A 15,673-nucleotide genomic window follows, 5' to 3' on the forward strand; every position below is an offset into this window, starting at 1 on the left:
GCGCCCCGAAACAAAAAGGCCCGCATCACAACGATGCGGGCCTTTGTCATGTTTGGTAACGGTCAACCTGAAATCAGGCCCCCAGATCTTCGCCGGCCAATGCACGGTCGATCAGGGCAACGCTTTCTTCAAGACCATAAAGGGCAATGAAGGAGCCCATGCGCGGGCCCTGTTCCTGACCCAGCAGGATTTCATAAAGCGTTTTGAACCAGTCACGCAGGTTCTCGTAATTGTGGTTTTTGCCAACCGTGAAGACTTCGGTCTGGATGTCTGACGGATCGGTGCCCGGTTCGATTTTCGACAGCGCATCGCGCAGATCGCGAAGGGCTGCTTGCTCGGCCTCGGTGGCAGGACGGTATTTCTTCGTCGGTTTGACGAAGTCGCGATAATAGTTGATCGCATAGCCGACCAGCTTGTCGAGATACGGCGCGCTTTGCGGGGTTGCACCGGTGGCATAGCGCGAAATGAACTTCCACAGCAGATCACGGTCATCGGTGTTACACACCGAAACCAGGTTCAGCAAAATGCCAAACGACAGCGGAATGTCGCGATCCGGGGCCGTACCGGCATGGATGTGCCAGGCCGGGTTCTGAAGGATTTTGGCCGGATCGGTTTCGGTTTTGAGCTTCTCGGCAAAGGTCAGATATTCATCCACGGTTTTCGGGATGACATCGAAATAAAGACGCTTTGCGGTTTTCGGCTTCTGGAACATGAACAGCGACAGGCTGTCTTCCGGCGCATAGGTCAGCCATTCTTCAACCGAAAGGCCATTGCCCTTGGATTTGGAAATCTTCTGGGCATTTTCATCGAGGAACAGCTCGTAATTGAAGCCTTCCGGCGGGGTACCGCCAAGCGCCTTGACGATCTTGTTGCCAAGTTCAACCGACGGAATAAGGTCCTTGCCGGCCATTTCGTAATCCACACCCAGCGCATACCAGCGCATCGCCCAGTCGGGCTTCCACTGCAATTTGCAATGACCGCCGGTGACCGGGGTTTCGACCAGCTTGCCGGTTTCGGGATGTTCGTAAACGATGGTGCCGCTTTCGGGTTTCAGTTCGGTGACCTTGGCCATCAGGACCTTGTTGGTGTCCTGTTCGACCGGCATGAACGGGCTATAGGTCGCACGGCGTTCTTCGCCAAGGGTCGGCAGCATGATTTTCTGGATCGCGTCATAGCGTTCCAGAACGCGCAGCAATGCATCGTCAAACATGCCCGAACGATAGCATTCGGTCGAAGATTTGAATTCATATTCAAACCCGAAACCGTCAAGGAATTCGCGCAGTTTGGCGTTGTTATGATGGGCAAAGCTTTCATGGGTGCCAAACGGGTCCGGAACGGATGTCAGCGCCTTGCCAAGATGCTGGGCGACCATGTCCTTGTTCGGGATATTGTCGGGCACCTTGCGCAGGCCATCCATATCATCGGAAAAGCAGAAAAGCTTGGTCGGGATATCGCACATGGTTTCAAACGCGCGGCGGACATAGCTTGTGCGCGCGACTTCGCCAAAGGTGCCGATATGGGGCAAACCCGACGGACCATAACCGGTTTCAAAAAGGACATAGCCCTTTTCAGGCGCCTTCTGTTTATACCGCTTGACCAGCTTGCTGGCTTCCTGAAAAGCCCAGACGTTGCTGTTAAGTGCGGCATCTCGAAGATCGGCTGTCATTTTTGAAACCTTGTTTGTGAGTTGGATCGTTAAATTAACGTGGAAAACCAATGCACGGCAGATCACCCGGATCGCGTGCGTGCGCGAAGCTATACCTCACCACCGCCCAAGATCAAGCATCTGTTGCGCATGGCTGCCAAATAATCGCGGAATTCGTCATGCCTGCGACCTCATGCAAACCCGTTTGCCCCATCCCTGCCCCGTCCCTGCCACGCACCAACCCCGCCCGGCCCCGGGCGCTACAGCCACATCGGCCCGGCTTTGCCAAACCTGCCCGATAATTGCCGCACATCCCCGATAGATCATTGCAAAGCCCCGATCTTTTCGGGGTGATCAGCGTCCCGATACCGGCATTTTGTTGATAGCAATCCGAATGCATGGTTGTATGGGACGTGATCTTTGCATCCTGTGCCATCAGACAAGGAATTTGCCAATGCTGCCCCTTCCTGTGACCGTCTGTACCGTTGCGATTTTCGCCCTGATGCTTACGGGGCTGAGTTTGTTTGTGTCGCTGCGCCGCCGTGATCTGGGGATCGCGACCGGTGATGGCGATGACCGCATCCTGCGCCGGCGCATTCGTGCCCATGGCAATTTCATTGAAAATGCACCGCTTTGCACCCTGCTTGTGCTTGCGCTTGAGGCCGTTCTGGCAACGTCTGACATTATCTGGGTGGTTGCGATCATTCTGATTGCCGCGCGCATCATGCATGCAATCGGGACCCTTAACTGGTCAAGCAAACGGCTGATCCCGCCGGCCATGGTGATGCAACATGCCACCATGGTGATTTGCGGTGTCTGGTTGCTGGTTCAGACATTTGGCAATCTGACCATGGCTGCTGGCATGTGATGGGTATTGACCAAAAATCGCCCGCCATAACGGCAAAAATCGCGCATTTCCCCGACCCGGCCCGCGAAAAGATCAGCCGGATCCGCGACATGATCCATGATCTGGCTGCCGGGCTGGACGGGGTTGGTGCGATTGAGGAAAGCCTGAAATGGGGGGAACCGGCCTGGCGCCCGATATCGGGATCGGGCACCACCATTCGTGCCGACTGGAAGGAAAAGACACCCGATCAGGTGATGATCTTCCTGGATTGCAAAACCGACCTGATTGACCGCGCCCGCAGCCTTTTGCACCCCGAACTGACCTGTTCGGGCAATCGCGCGGTCATCTTCGCCCTTGATCAGCCGCTTCCTGAAAATGCGATCAGAACCCTTTTGGGATGGGCGCTGACCTATCATCTGGACCGCAAAAAGCGCGCCTGATGGCGCGACATACAGCCGGTTTAAAAAAAATCAGCCTGAAAAAACACCCCAAAAAAAACGCCTGAAATACCCCTGAAACGCCCGTGTGCCGCGCGATGGCGGTGCGTGGTTGTATGAGTGCGGACAAATACCTCCCCATATGAGGGTATATTCCTATTCTATGGTATTATATACCTATGGGTAGTTTCCTATACTTTTACAGATAGAACTACATCGGGGATAAAGGTCAATGCCAAGCGTTTTCAGGAATTTACGTATTTCGCACCGGCTTTACAGTCTGGTTGGAATGCTGGTCGTGTTCATCGGCATTCTGGGTGCCGTGGGTGTCTATACCATGTCGGTTATCGGGCATGAGCTCGAAGAAGTCGCCCATCGCGACCTGCCGCTGAATGGTATTCTGGAAAAAATCACGCAGCATCAGCTTGAACAGGCCATCCTGATGGAAAAGGCATTGCGGATCGCCAATATTTCCGCCCATGACAAAAGCGAAACCTTTGAGTCCGTGCGCGCGCATTTCACCGAAGTCGCCCACCTGACCGACGACGAAATCGCCACCGCCCATCAGATGGTCAAGGATTTCCTGGCCGGTGATCTCAGTGATGCGGCGCGCACGGAATTTGAAAAAGTCCTGATCGCGCTTGAACGGATCGAAAAAGAACATCTCGATTATGAACTTCATATCGAGGAAATCTTTGATCAGGTCACCACCGGCAATTATGACGCCGCCACGTTCGAGCAGGCCGTCATCAAGGTCGAGGAAGAACAAAGCGTCCTTGATCACGAAGTCGAAGCCCTTCTTTCGGAAGTTTCCGCCTTTACCCGTGCCTCGATGGAAGTTGCCCTTCAGGATGAAATTCGCGGTCAGACCATGATCGCCATCCTTTCAAGTGCGGCGACCGTGCTTGCCATCATCTTGTCGGTTCTGCTGGGACGCAGCATTTCCGGCCCGATGAAGAACCTGACGTCGGCACTCGGTGCGCTGGCTGATGGCAAACTCGATACCCCGATCCCGGCCAGCAAGTATCGCGACGAGGTTGCCGATATCGGCGATGCAATGAAAGTGTTCCAGGCCAACATGATCCGCGCCCGCGAACTTGAAGAAGAACAAAAGAAAATCGATGCCCTTCAAATGCGCCGCCAGGATGAACGCAACCATCTGGTCAGCGTCTTCGGGTCCTCGATCGGTGCGGTTTTCGGCCGTATCCTCAACAGTTCCGAAAGCATGGTAAACCGTGCAAGCGGTGTGCGTGACAATTCGGGCCGGACCTATGACCTGGCCCTGACGGTCGCGACCGAAGCCGAACAATCGTCGGGCAATGCAAGTTCGCTAAGTTCCGCGGTCGAGGAAATGGTGGCATCGATCGAAGAAATTTCGAACCATGTTTCGAACTTTACCGATGTGTCGCGTGATGCCGTGCGCCATTCCGAAGTCTCGCGCGAAGAAATGAAAAACCTTCAGGAAGTGGCAAGCGAAATCGGCGAAGTGGTCAGCCTGATCACCTCGATCGCGCAACAGACCAGCATGCTGTCACTCAACGCCACCATCGAAGCCGCCCGTGCCGGTGAAATGGGCAAAGGCTTTGCCGTGGTCGCAGGCGAGGTCAAAACCCTTGCCAAACAAACATCAAACGCCACCGATGAAATCGCCCAGCGCATCACCCGCATTCAGGAAGTCGCCGACCGTTCGGCCCGTGCGATTGGCGATGTTGCTGCCGTGATCGAAAGCATCGATGAATATGTCACCGGGATCGCCGGGGCCGTCGAACAGCAAAATGCCGCAACCCGCGAAATTTCGCGCAACGTGACCTTTGTATCGGAAAGCGCGACACGGGTGGCCGGCAATATGGGTGAAATCCGCGGTCAGGTCGAAGATGTCAGCGGCAATGCCTCCGAAGTCCACACCGTTGCGGAAACCACCGCCAAAGAAGCTGCCCTTCTGAGCCGCGAGGTCGATATTTTCCTGGCTGCGGTGCAGAATTCCGACATTCATGACGATACCTACAGCGTCCATGACATTAATGTCGGCGGCAGGATCACGTTTGGCGAACAGGCGATGAACATCACCCTGTCGGAAATTTCCTGTGCCCATGTCCGGATTTCGCCGTCACCGGATCTGCGCCCGGGCGAAGTGGTCGAACTGGTGATTGATGGCATCAACCAGCCGATCAATGCCCGTGTTGCCCGCCATGAAGACGGACACAGCATTCTGCAATTCCCGCTTGATGGTGACCATCTTGCGGTGATGCGCGCCCATATCGATACACTCACCACACACAACAAACAGGCTGCATAATCATAAAATGAATTGGGAGTGGTGGTGAAACGGGGCGGTCATATGACCGCCCCGTTTTGGTGTGCCGACACTTGCGCAGACCAGATGATCAGGCGCGGCGCGGTTTTTCGATCTGATCGCGCAATGCCCGCAAATCGCGATTAAGGCGCTTGGCAGTTTCAATATCAAGGCCGGTGGCCTCAAGAATGCAGGTCGGAATTTCTTCGGCCTTTTCGCGCAATGCCTTGCCTTGTTCTGTCAGGCGGATGCGCACAGACCGTTCATCATTTGGATCACGGTTGCGCATGACCAGACCATTGGCTTCGAGCCGTTTAAGCAACGGTGTCAGGGTGCTGGATTCCAGATACATCTTTTCGCCGATGCTGCGAACCGACTGGTCGTCTTCCTGCCACAGGCTGACCATCACCAGATATTGCGGATAGGTCAGGCCAATCTGGTCAAGCAGCGGCTTATAGATCCGGTTAAAGGCATGGCTTGCCGAATAAACCGAAAAGCACAGAAACTTTTCAAGCTGCAAAAAGTCTTCCTTTGACGTGTCTTTCATCGGTTCATCCTGTCTGAAACTGTCGGGCATCGCGTCTTTGTCAGATCACCACACGGTATCCTGACATCTGTATATATGGTGCCCTGACATATATCGGGCGGCGGTTATGGTCAAACCCGCGGCCCGACCTTTGGGCGACGTAGCAGGATCACTTTCGGCTTTCCTGCCGGTTTCCTGCGGGTTTTTCTGCTTTTTTCTTAAGCTTTCTGCCGTTTGCTTCACGAAACTTTCGGCGCAATCCGGATCGGCGTGAAACACAAAGCCCAACAATTTATATCGCGCACGATTTAATTACAAGCGATTCATTTGCATGTCTGCTATTTCGTTTTTTATATCGTGTACGATTAAATTGTGTGCGATACATAATTCCACACAGACACACAGCGCCCGCTACCGGGCCGATCAAAGGAACAGACTCATGAGCCCATTGAAATCAAAAATTGCCACCGCCGCAGTATCTGCCGCACTGGCCTTTTCGACCGAGATTGCCTCTTCTGCTGCTTTTGCTGAACCGGTTCTTGAACCGACCACCCGGAACTTCATCAATGCCCTGGAAGCATCGGGCGGCCCGGCGATCTATACCCTGACCCCGACCGAGGCCCGCAATGTCCTGTCCGGTGCCCAGTCCGGCAAAATTGCCAAACCGGCAGTCGATATTACCGATACCGTCTTTGGCGTCGGTCCGACCGGCCAGACTAAAGTCCGCATCATCCGCCCGGCCGGAAATCAGGATCGCCTGCCTGCGATTGTCTATTTCCACGGCGCTGGCTGGGTGATGGGCGATACCGGCACCCATGACCGCCTGGTTCGTGAACTGGCCGTGCGCGCTAATGCCGCCCTTGTCTTTGTCGATTACGAACGTTCACCCGAACAGCGTTATCCGATCGCCATCGAACAGGATTACGCCGTGACCAAATATGTCGCCGAACATGGTGAACAGCTTAACATCGATCCAACCCGTCTTGCGATTGCCGGTGACAGTGTCGGGGGCAACATGACCGCGGTGGTCTCGCTTCTGGCCCAGGAACGCAAAGGCCCGGCGATCACAGCCCAGGTCCTGTTCTATCCGGTGACTGATGCCGATTTTGACAATGGCTCCTATCGTGCCTTTGCCAATGGCCCATGGTTGACCAAACCGGCAATGGAATGGTTCTGGAACCAGTACCTGCCCGAAGGCGTTGATCGTAAGGACCCGAAAATAACCCCGATCCATGCCAGCGCCGAACAGCTTTCCGGACAGGCACCTGCTCTTGTGATTACCGCTGAAAATGACGTGCTGCGTGACGAAGGCGAAGCCTATGCCCGCAAACTGTCCCAGGCTGGCGTCGATGTCACGGTCACCCGATATAACGGAACGATCCATGATTTTGTCATGCTTAATGCCCTTGCCGATACCCCGGCCGCCAAAGGCGCGATTGCCCAGGCAGCCCAGTACCTGCACACGGCCCTTCATGGCAACTGATCACCCGGTCTGACACGAAACCTTCACACTCTCTTTCGGGTAGGCGCGGTTGCGCCTGCCCACCCCCGGCGACATATGCAAGAAGATGCGATGGACAGCCGGGTCGTCAACCAGAACTGAAATACGGTTCAAACAAAGGATGAAAACCATGTCTGTAGATGTCAAATACACCGCACAAGCTTCTGCAACCGGTGGCCGCGATGGTCGCGCCAAAACGGCTGATGGCTCGCTTGATGTCAAGCTGACCACGCCCAAGGAACTTGGCGGTGCGGGTGGCGACGGCAACAACCCCGAACAGCTGTTTGCCATGGGCTATTCCGCCTGCTTCATCGGTGCGATGAAATTCGTATCTTCCCAGGGCGGCCCGAAAATCCCGGCCGATGTTTCGGTAACCGCCGATGTCGGGATCGGCCCGCGTTCGGCCGGCGGCTTTGGCCTTGCCGTGACCCTGACCGTCTCGCTTCCGGGCCTTGATAAGGCCGAGGCCGAAAAACTGGTCGAAGAAGCCCACAAGATCTGCCCGTATTCGAATGCAACGCGCGGCAATGTCGATGTCAAATCGGTCATTGCCTGATCACAAGGCCCCCCCCTGCTGATCGGCACTCCCCCCCGAAAGCTGATCGGCGTTGCAAGGCCCGGTGTCCCCCGCACCGGGCCTTTTTTATGACGTGTTCAGGCGATCATGCGTTCGATCAATGCTTCGTCGCCAAATCCACCGGATTTCGTCACGATATCGACACCGTCAAACTGCCCGCCCAGAATGCGCGACACCGGCAATCCCGGTCCGACTTCGCCAAAACATTCCATCGATTGTGCGCCGCTGGCCGCAAGAATGGCCGACAATGTATCCCCGCCAATCACCATAAGCCCGGTTCCCGGATGCACCGAAAGTTTCGGGACTTCTTCCATCAGTGCGGCGACTGTTTCCTCGGCGTTTTTTGCCGTCGGCACCGGATCAAGCAGGACCGGCCCGTTCGCGACGGATCCAAGACCGTGACGCACGGCATTTGCAATCTGCTTTCGGGTCACCGGATGGGCCGTACCGGCCACAATGACGGATAACCGCGGTTGCGGGCGGCTTGTGAATTCCGGGGTCAGTGCCTGTGCAAGTCCGCGACTTCCCGCCCACAGGATGTCGGGCACATCGCGACAGCGCGCCACCAGCACATCAAGATCTGATTGCGTCACCGCATTGCCGATCACAACGCCTTTGACCGGGTTCTCGGGTGAAAATATCTGTGCTTCGACACCAAAATCGGCAAACGCCTGGCGCAAATCATGGACCGATGCCGGTTCCCAGTCATTGCCGGACCGTACTTCATGCATGCCATCGCGTGTCCGGCGTCCCATTTCGGGAAAGGCCGGCGCAAAGATACAGGTCGAAAACGCCCCGCATCGCATCATCTCGATGGTTTCCAGGATCGAATTGCCGCGCAGGACACTGTCGACCTTTTTAAACCACAAGGCCCGATCCTGAGCCGTGCGGTTCACATTATCCCCGCCATCGCCAAGCAACTGAAAGGCTCGCCCGACCGCTGCCCGGCTTTGATCTTCGGGCAGATCGCGGCTTTCGCTGCTGATCGTCACCTTGGCGCCAAGCATTCCGCCATCCGACAAAATCAGGCGCACCGGCGCATCAGGCGACGCAAACGGGGCAGCGGCATCAAGTGCACCGGTCAAATCATCGGCCAGAATACGCACGTCACTCATTGGGCACCTCTTGCGATACCGTTTCGACCGGTATGTTTCTTTGTTTCAGTTCTTTGAGCATGTCCGGGCTGATCCGGTCATCGGTAATGATCAGTCCGATTTCCTCAAGACCGCCAAACAGACTGAAGCTGCGGCTGAAAAATTTGCTGCTGTCGACCAGCAGAACCACGAATTCCGCCGCCGAAATGATTGCGCGTTTGACTTCGCACAGCTCGATTGAACTGTCGGAAAGACCATCGTTTGAAACCGCGTGGGCCCCGATGATCGCGACATCGGCGCGAAGCTGTTCGATCATGCGCACAGCCGACGCCCCCAGCAATGTCGATGACCCGGGGCGCACATTTCCACCCGCGACAAAGGTATTGATCGTGTTGCTTTGGGAAAAAACCGACGCAATCGAAAGATCGTTCGTAAAGGCGGTGAAAGGCACATCGCGTTCGACCATGGCATGTGCCGCGGCAAGGGTGGTTGTTCCACTATCTACCAAAACGGTCTGACCGGGCTGAATAAGTGCAGCCGCGCGTTGGCCGATGCGGTTCTTGGCATCCCTTTCCAGTTCGGACGAAATCGCGGCTTCGGGTTCGAATCCCTTGCGGTCGCTGACATTCATCATCGCCCCACCATGGGTGCGTGTCAGATGCCCGGTGGAACACAGATATTCCACATCGCGCCGGATCGTGGACACCGACATGTCCAGCCGTTCGGCCAGCTCCTTGAGTGACGCCATTTCCTCCCGGCGCAGGAATTCGATAATTCTGGCACGTCGCTTGGCTGGCAACATGAACGCCTCCTTGGTTTTTTCTTTGTGTTAGCACATCTCCGCACGCCAAGACGAGCCAATATCTTCCAAAATCACCCAACGGATACAAATTTTGGATATTTTTATGAATATTTTCTTCCAATAAATTCCATTTAGTGTCAATTTCTCCCACGATCAATCAAAATCAATCGGGAAATTAATTTCCCCACAGCGGTCCTTCGGGAGGAACCCATGAAAATCAAACACACACTCGAACGCATTCCTGGCGGCATGATGATTGTCCCGCTTTTGCTTGGCGCGACCATCAATACCTTTGCGCCGGACTTGCTGCGCATCGGCAATTTCACCGAAGCCCTGTTCGTCAATAGTGCTGGCGCACTGATCGCACTTTTCCTGCTCTGTGCCGGTGCACAGATCACCCTGTCAAATGTCGGAACGGCGGCGGCCAAGGGCGCGACCCTTCTGGTTGTCAAATGGATTGCCGGTGCTGCGGTCGGTCTTCTGGCCTATGCCATGGCCGATAGTGGCGGTCTGTTCTTTGGCATGGTGCCGATTGCCATCATCGCGGCAATGACCAACTCGAACGGCGGACTTTATGTCGCGATTGTCGGTCAGTACGGACGCGCCGATGACAAGGCTGCCTATTCAATCCTTGCCCTGAATGACGGTCCTTTCCTGACCATGATCGCGCTGACGGTCTTTGGTGCGATGGGCTTTGTCGAAGGCTTCTTCTCGATCATTTCGTTTGTTGCCGTGCTGCTGCCGATTGTTGTTGGCATGGTGCTTGGCAACCTTGATCATGAACTGCGCGCATTCCTTGCCAAGGGCAGCGACATGCTGATCCCGTTCTTTGCCTTTGCGCTTGGCATGGGCATCAATTTCCAGGCCATCATCGAAGGCGGCCTTGCCGGCATTCTGATCGGTATCCTGACGGTCTTTGTTACCGGTACTGCGGGCTATATCGTGTTCCGTGTCATGAAATGGAACCCGATTGTCGGCGCATCCGAAGGATCGACCGCCGGTAACGCTGTTGCCACCCCGATGGCGATTGCGGCGGCCAACCCGCTGTTTGGCCAGCTGGCCGATCTTGCAACCGTTCAGGTCGCGGCATCGACCGTGACAACGGCCATTTTGCTGCCGATCTATATCTCGTTCCTTGTTCGCCGCACCGACTTGACCGGGATGACCGACCAGCAGGCAGAAACCACAACCGGGTCGGGCGAAACCACCGCCTGATCACCCGGCACGCAGATAAAAGAAGGTAAAAACATGAAACCGATCGTAGCAATCACCATGGGCGATGTTTGCGGCGTAGGTCCGGAAATCGTTGCACGCACCGTTGCCGATCCGCAAACTTACGAAATGGCCCGCCCGATCGTTATTGGCGATGCAGGCAAACTGGCCGTCGCCCGCGATATCGTCGGTGCAAAATTCGACATCAAGACGTTCCTGCCAACCGATCCGGTTCCGCAAGAACCGGAAATGGGCACCGTTCTTTGTGCCGATCCGGGCTTTGATCTTGCCGATCTTCCGTTTGGCGAAGTCAATGCCAAGGCCGGTCATGCCGCCTTTGAATATCTGAGTGCCGCCATCGATATGGCCAAGGCAGAGCGCGTGGCAGCAATTGTCACCGCTCCGCTCAACAAGGAAGCCCTGCATGCCGGTGGCCATATCTTCCCCGGCCATACCGAAATCCTGGCGGAACTGACCGGGACCGAAAGCTATTCGATGATGCTGGCGACCCCAAAGATGAAGGTCATTCATCTGACCACCCATGTTGGTCTGATCGAAGCCATCCGCCGCATCAACCCGGAACGGACCTATCAGGTGATCCGGCTGGCCCATGACACCCTGTCCAAGGCCGGTCAGACATCACCGCGCATTGCCGTTTGCGGCATCAACCCGCATGCCGGTGAAAACGGCCTGTTTGGCGAGGGCGAGGAAGAGGAAAAACTCATCCCCGGCATCGAACGCGCCCAAAAGGAAGGCATTGATGTTCAGGGCCCGCTTCCGGCCGATACCCTGTTTTACCGTGCGACACGCGGTGATTTTGACGTCGTGGTGGCCTGCTATCACGATCAGGGTCACGGCCCGGTCAAGGTGCAGTCGATTGACGAAGGTGTGAATATCACCGTCGGTCTTAAGGGCGGAATTATCCGCACGTCGGTCGATCACGGCACCGCATTCGACATCGCCGGCAAGGGCATTGCCCGTTACGAAAGCCTGATCGCGGCCATCCGTTATGGGGTTCAGCTGGCACCAAATGATCGCGCTATCGGTCCTGCGGCATAATCTGTTTTTCAGATTATCGCTTCTGGGGGTGGACCGACCAAAGCCCGGCGTCAATGAGCCGGGCTTTTTTTATGTCTTCGATGCTGGACCGCGCCGCAAAAGCAGGCTAATCCGGTGCGATGACAACCGATATCGCCCTTTTTGCCGGGTTATTCTTTTCTGCCCTGACCTCGGCCACCATCCTGCCCGGCACGTCCGAGGCGGCACTGGGCGCCCTTGTCGCCAAGGGGGATCACGCGGTCTGGCTGCTTGTCATGATTGCGACTGCGGGCAATGTCATCGGATCGATCATCAACTGGGCGCTTGGCCTTTCTATCGACCGGTTTCGCGATCGTCGCTGGTTCCCGGTATCGGGCGCGGCACTTGATCGTGCGGCACGATGGTTTTCGAAATACGGGCTTTGGTCGCTGCTTCTGGCGTGGCTTCCGATCATTGGCGATCCGCTGACCCTGTTTGCCGGGGTGATGCGGGTCCGTTTCGTCCCGTTTCTGATCCTGGTCACCATTGGCAAGGCCGCGCGCTATGCCATGATTGCCGGCGGGGCATCGGCACTGGCATCGATGCTGTCATAATGCCATCACGGCACACCCTGCACTGATACAAACCATCGGCTTGGGCCACCGGTTTGAGCAATCTGCTTGGGCAGTCGGCACGGGCAATCCGCTTGGGCACTGCATCCGCCGGGGCAAAATTCCCGACAGGACAATATCGTTCAATAAATCACGGCAAAACGGTCTCATCCTGCCTCCAACAATTTAACCGCTCCGGCCCCACAAAGCGGACACCAGCCAGCAGGAAACATCCGATGACCGCCACCCTCAGCCTTTATCTTTCCATGGCAAGTTTCGCGCTCGCCGCCTCGATCACGCCGGGCCCGGTCAATATTCTGGTGCTGAGTTCCGGCGTCCAGTACGGGTTTCGCCCTTCGCTTCGTCTTGTCTTCGGGGCGACGGCGGGCTTTTGCCTTTTGCTGCTTTTGATCGGGCTTGGCCTGCATCAGTTGCTTGAAACCTTTCCGCAGCTGACCACGATCATTCAGTGGGCCGGTGTTGCCTTCTTGCTATTCATGGCCTGGAAGCTGTTTTCATCAAATGGCGAGTTGGGAAAATCCGATGCCGGCACGGGCCCGTCGGTCATGACCGGTGCCGTGATGCAATGGCTTAATCCCAAGGCTTGGCTGGCATCAATCGCCGGGATGGGCGCCTATGCCGCGTCCGGTGCGCCGACCCTGATCTGGGAATTTACCGCGATCTATTTCGTGATCTGTTTTGCTTCTGTTGCCTGCTGGGCCTATGCCGGGGCGTTTTTGTCACGCTTTTTGGGGGATCCTGCCCGCATCCGCATCTTTAACCGCATCATGGCGGCCCTGCTGGCGGCAAGTGCGATCTATCTGACACTATAAGCCGACCGTGCGATTACTGGGTGTCGTCCTTGTTGCTGTAGGCATCCTCCCCGATAAAGTGCGGCTGAACAATCGGCAGATCGCCCAGCACCTTGTCCTGGGTTAGCGACACCAGATAGTGATAGACAACATTGCCAAGGTTATAGAAATCAATCGCCACCAGCCCGTCGACCATTTTATCGCGCAGGATCGACACATGTTCGGGTGTTGGCGCGCCTGTCCCGCCAATCAGGATCAACGGCCGGTTCTGGCGTGCGTCTGCCGGTAAATTGCGAAAGGTCTGCACATATCGCTGCGGATCATGCAACGGCCATGATCCGACCGTGATAAAGGCATCAAGCCTGTCATCCAGCATGCTTTGGCGGAACTGCGTCATTGCCAGATCAAGATTGTCCTTGTTGAACCACGGACAGCGCGGACTTTCGAACCAGCCGCCACTGCCATTTAACGGCGGCTGACTGCCCAGATCGGACGTCTTTCTGATTTCGCTTCGAAACCCGTTGATCCGTTCATTCAGATTGGGGTCATAAGGCCCGGCACTCATCAAACAGACATTCCCGCCAAATGGCAGGCGGTTTTGCAATTCACGGGCAAGCATCCGCCCGATCAGATGGTTTTCCACACCGATAAAAGCCTGTCTGAGATGGTGAAACGGCGCAATCAGATCGGAATCAAACGTAATGACCGGCACACCGGTTTCAATCAGCTTGGGCAGCCCGTTTTCAGCAATGAATTCCGATTTGGTGACCGAAATGGCAACCCCGCTATAACCTTCGCCAACCGCATCTTCGATCGCGCGGTTCTGGGCCCTGAAATATCCCAGATTGTCGCCGCCCAGATGCACACACCGATCCCCCTTGATGCGCGCAGCATCATTGCATCCGCGCCAGGCCTCGATGAAATTGGGATCACCGACATTCTTGGTGATCAGGGCAAACACCCGCTCGGCCATGGCATGCCGCGACGGGCCAGCAAAAATGCTGATTGTTGCAACCACCAGCAATAAGGACTGAAGACCAAAACCGGCCCTGACACAGGAAATCATTCCAAACGGTCTCCTTTTCGGCGCGGCTGGTTTTGGCACCCCGATCCATACCAAAAGCCGCACCCGATTTATCTGTTCGCCCCTTCTTTAAAATAGAATAACTAAAATGAAACACGTTTTGGTTGATTAAGATCAAGTAGATTTAAATCAAAACCAACCAAACGCTGAACCCGACCCTGACCGCATCCGCGCCGCCCCACGACCGGCATCAGACAGGCACCCAGACACCACCTCGCCAAACCGGCCTCATCCCGGATCGCCGGGCCACATCGGATTACACACGAACACACAAACGCGCACCGGGCTTGACCGGGTGCCGGATCAACGGGCCATGGAGGACGAAGATCACGAAAATCAGGCGGCCTGCACGCGCGCATATTGGCGTGGTGTGGTTGCCATCAGGCGTTTGAACATGCGTTGAAAATGCGCCTGATCGGCAAAGCCGGTTTCAAGCGCGACATCAACGATCTTTTCCCCGCGCCTGAGTGCATGACGGGCGCGCTGCACCCGGCAATTGATCAGATAGGCATAGGGCGTCATGCCAAAGGTCTTTTTGAAAGCCCGCACCAGATAGGACCGCGAATAGCCCGCCAGATCGGCAAGATCATCCAGACTGATTGTTTCGGCATAATGGGTCTGGATATAATCGCCGACCCGGATCATTTTGCGGTCATGCACCGACCCACCCGTCCTGCCCGATCCGTCCAGCACCCCGCGCCGGTTCAGCCGCACATGCAGATCGCCAAAGAACGACACCAGTGCCGTTTCCTTGCCAAGAATATCAATATCCGCATTGACCAGCGTATCGGCCAGATCAAGCAACCCGCCATAAAGATGGGGATCATGGCTTAGCGTATCGGAAAACATCGCAAACTTGCCGGCCGCATCGGCATCGTTTTCGATCTGCAAATCCAAAAGCCAGTCCGGATCAACAAACAGCATGTCATAGCACCAGTCCGCCCCCTTGACCGGGTTGCAGCCATGAACATCCTCGGGATTAAGGATCACCACCGATCCTTCTTGCGTTTCATGGGTTTTGCCACGGTTCCAATAGGTGCTGTAACCGTCCTTCACCGTGCCGATCGAAAAGGTATCGTGGCTGTGGCGCTCGTAACAAACCGCATGCCCGTCCGCCACTCGCCGCAATTCGACAAACGGCAAAGCCGGGTCGCGCCAGAAATGCTGATTGCGGGTGTTGGGGGCACTCATGCGGTGTGATCTTCTTGCGATTAC

General features: G+C 55.9%; 15 protein-coding genes. 9 read left to right on the top strand and 6 right to left on the bottom strand.

What is annotated here, in order from left to right:
- Positions 1 to 73: 73 nt before the first annotated feature.
- The gene (locus CU041_RS14510) at positions 74 to 1,666 is read right to left on the bottom strand and encodes a lysine--tRNA ligase (RefSeq protein ID WP_101247465.1); all 1,593 of its coding nucleotides are present in this window, start codon (positions 1,664 to 1,666) and stop codon (positions 74 to 76) included.
- Between the two features lie 433 nt (positions 1,667 to 2,099).
- Here CU041_RS14510 and CU041_RS14515 point away from each other — a divergent pair, with 433 nt between their 5' ends.
- The 3 genes from CU041_RS14515 (at position 2,100) to CU041_RS14525 (ending at position 5,225) form a co-directional block, all read left to right on the top strand.
- Complete coding sequence (locus CU041_RS14515) at positions 2,100 to 2,513, top strand: MAPEG family protein (protein WP_101247466.1); 414 nt, start codon at positions 2,100 to 2,102, stop codon at positions 2,511 to 2,513.
- Positions 2,513 to 2,932, top strand: a complete 420-nt coding sequence (locus CU041_RS14520) for a DUF1801 domain-containing protein (RefSeq protein ID WP_101247467.1) — start codon at positions 2,513 to 2,515, stop codon at positions 2,930 to 2,932. The genes CU041_RS14515 and CU041_RS14520 overlap by 1 nt, the downstream gene beginning before the upstream one ends.
- 229 nt (positions 2,933 to 3,161) lie before the next feature.
- The gene (locus tag CU041_RS14525; RefSeq protein ID WP_082817710.1) at positions 3,162 to 5,225 is read left to right on the top strand and encodes a methyl-accepting chemotaxis protein; all 2,064 of its coding nucleotides are present in this window, start codon (positions 3,162 to 3,164) and stop codon (positions 5,223 to 5,225) included.
- A gap of 88 nt (positions 5,226 to 5,313) precedes the next feature.
- Here the strand turns inward: CU041_RS14525 and CU041_RS14530 are convergent, their stop codons facing one another.
- On the bottom strand, positions 5,314 to 5,769 hold the full coding sequence (locus CU041_RS14530; RefSeq protein WP_082817715.1) for a MarR family winged helix-turn-helix transcriptional regulator: 456 nt from the start codon (positions 5,767 to 5,769) through the stop codon (positions 5,314 to 5,316).
- 418 nt (positions 5,770 to 6,187) lie between these two features.
- Here CU041_RS14530 and CU041_RS14535 point away from each other — a divergent pair, with 418 nt between their 5' ends.
- Together CU041_RS14535 and CU041_RS14540 are read left to right on the top strand one after the other, a co-directional pair.
- Positions 6,188 to 7,231, top strand: a complete 1,044-nt coding sequence (locus CU041_RS14535) for an alpha/beta hydrolase (RefSeq protein ID WP_101247468.1) — start codon at positions 6,188 to 6,190, stop codon at positions 7,229 to 7,231.
- A 148-nt stretch (positions 7,232 to 7,379) separates the two neighbouring features.
- Entirely contained in the window at positions 7,380 to 7,805 is a 426-nt protein-coding gene (locus CU041_RS14540; RefSeq protein WP_068517610.1) for an organic hydroperoxide resistance protein, read from the top strand.
- A 98-nt stretch (positions 7,806 to 7,903) separates the two neighbouring features.
- On the opposite strand, the gene CU041_RS14545 is transcribed toward CU041_RS14540, so the two are convergent.
- Both CU041_RS14545 and CU041_RS14550 read right to left on the bottom strand, forming a co-directional pair.
- Positions 7,904 to 8,941 carry a four-carbon acid sugar kinase family protein gene (locus CU041_RS14545; protein WP_101247469.1) on the bottom strand — a complete coding sequence of 346 codons (1,038 nt, stop codon included), beginning with the start codon at positions 8,939 to 8,941 and terminating at the stop codon, positions 7,904 to 7,906.
- Entirely contained in the window at positions 8,934 to 9,722 is a 789-nt protein-coding gene (locus tag CU041_RS14550; RefSeq protein ID WP_068517607.1) for a DeoR/GlpR family DNA-binding transcription regulator, read from the bottom strand. The genes CU041_RS14545 and CU041_RS14550 overlap by 8 nt, the downstream gene beginning before the upstream one ends.
- A gap of 210 nt (positions 9,723 to 9,932) precedes the next feature.
- Between CU041_RS14550 and CU041_RS14555 the strand changes: the two genes are divergently transcribed.
- From CU041_RS14555 to CU041_RS14570, 4 genes are all read left to right on the top strand, one after another.
- Positions 9,933 to 10,937, top strand: a complete 1,005-nt coding sequence (locus CU041_RS14555) for a 2-keto-3-deoxygluconate permease (RefSeq protein ID WP_068517605.1) — start codon at positions 9,933 to 9,935, stop codon at positions 10,935 to 10,937.
- 33 nt (positions 10,938 to 10,970) lie between these two features.
- Positions 10,971 to 11,993, top strand: a complete 1,023-nt coding sequence (gene pdxA / locus CU041_RS14560) for a 4-hydroxythreonine-4-phosphate dehydrogenase PdxA (protein WP_101247470.1) — start codon at positions 10,971 to 10,973, stop codon at positions 11,991 to 11,993.
- A 119-nt stretch (positions 11,994 to 12,112) separates the two neighbouring features.
- The gene (locus CU041_RS14565) at positions 12,113 to 12,565 is read left to right on the top strand and encodes a YqaA family protein (protein ID WP_101247471.1); all 453 of its coding nucleotides are present in this window, start codon (positions 12,113 to 12,115) and stop codon (positions 12,563 to 12,565) included.
- 233 nt (positions 12,566 to 12,798) lie between these two features.
- Positions 12,799 to 13,395: a LysE family translocator gene (locus tag CU041_RS14570; protein WP_101247472.1), complete on the top strand. Its 597-nt coding sequence runs from the start codon at positions 12,799 to 12,801 to the stop codon at positions 13,393 to 13,395.
- A gap of 13 nt (positions 13,396 to 13,408) precedes the next feature.
- Here the strand turns inward: CU041_RS14570 and CU041_RS14575 are convergent, their stop codons facing one another.
- Both CU041_RS14575 and CU041_RS14580 read right to left on the bottom strand, forming a co-directional pair.
- Entirely contained in the window at positions 13,409 to 14,440 is a 1,032-nt protein-coding gene (locus tag CU041_RS14575; protein WP_101247473.1) for a substrate-binding domain-containing protein, read from the bottom strand.
- 354 nt (positions 14,441 to 14,794) lie between these two features.
- Positions 14,795 to 15,649: an AraC family transcriptional regulator gene (locus tag CU041_RS14580; protein ID WP_101247474.1), complete on the bottom strand. Its 855-nt coding sequence runs from the start codon at positions 15,647 to 15,649 to the stop codon at positions 14,795 to 14,797.
- Positions 15,650 to 15,673: the final 24 nt, after the last annotated feature.

This window comes from Thalassospira povalilytica (assembly GCF_002844235.1).
Classification (GTDB): domain Bacteria; phylum Pseudomonadota; class Alphaproteobacteria; order Rhodospirillales; family Thalassospiraceae; genus Thalassospira; species Thalassospira povalilytica.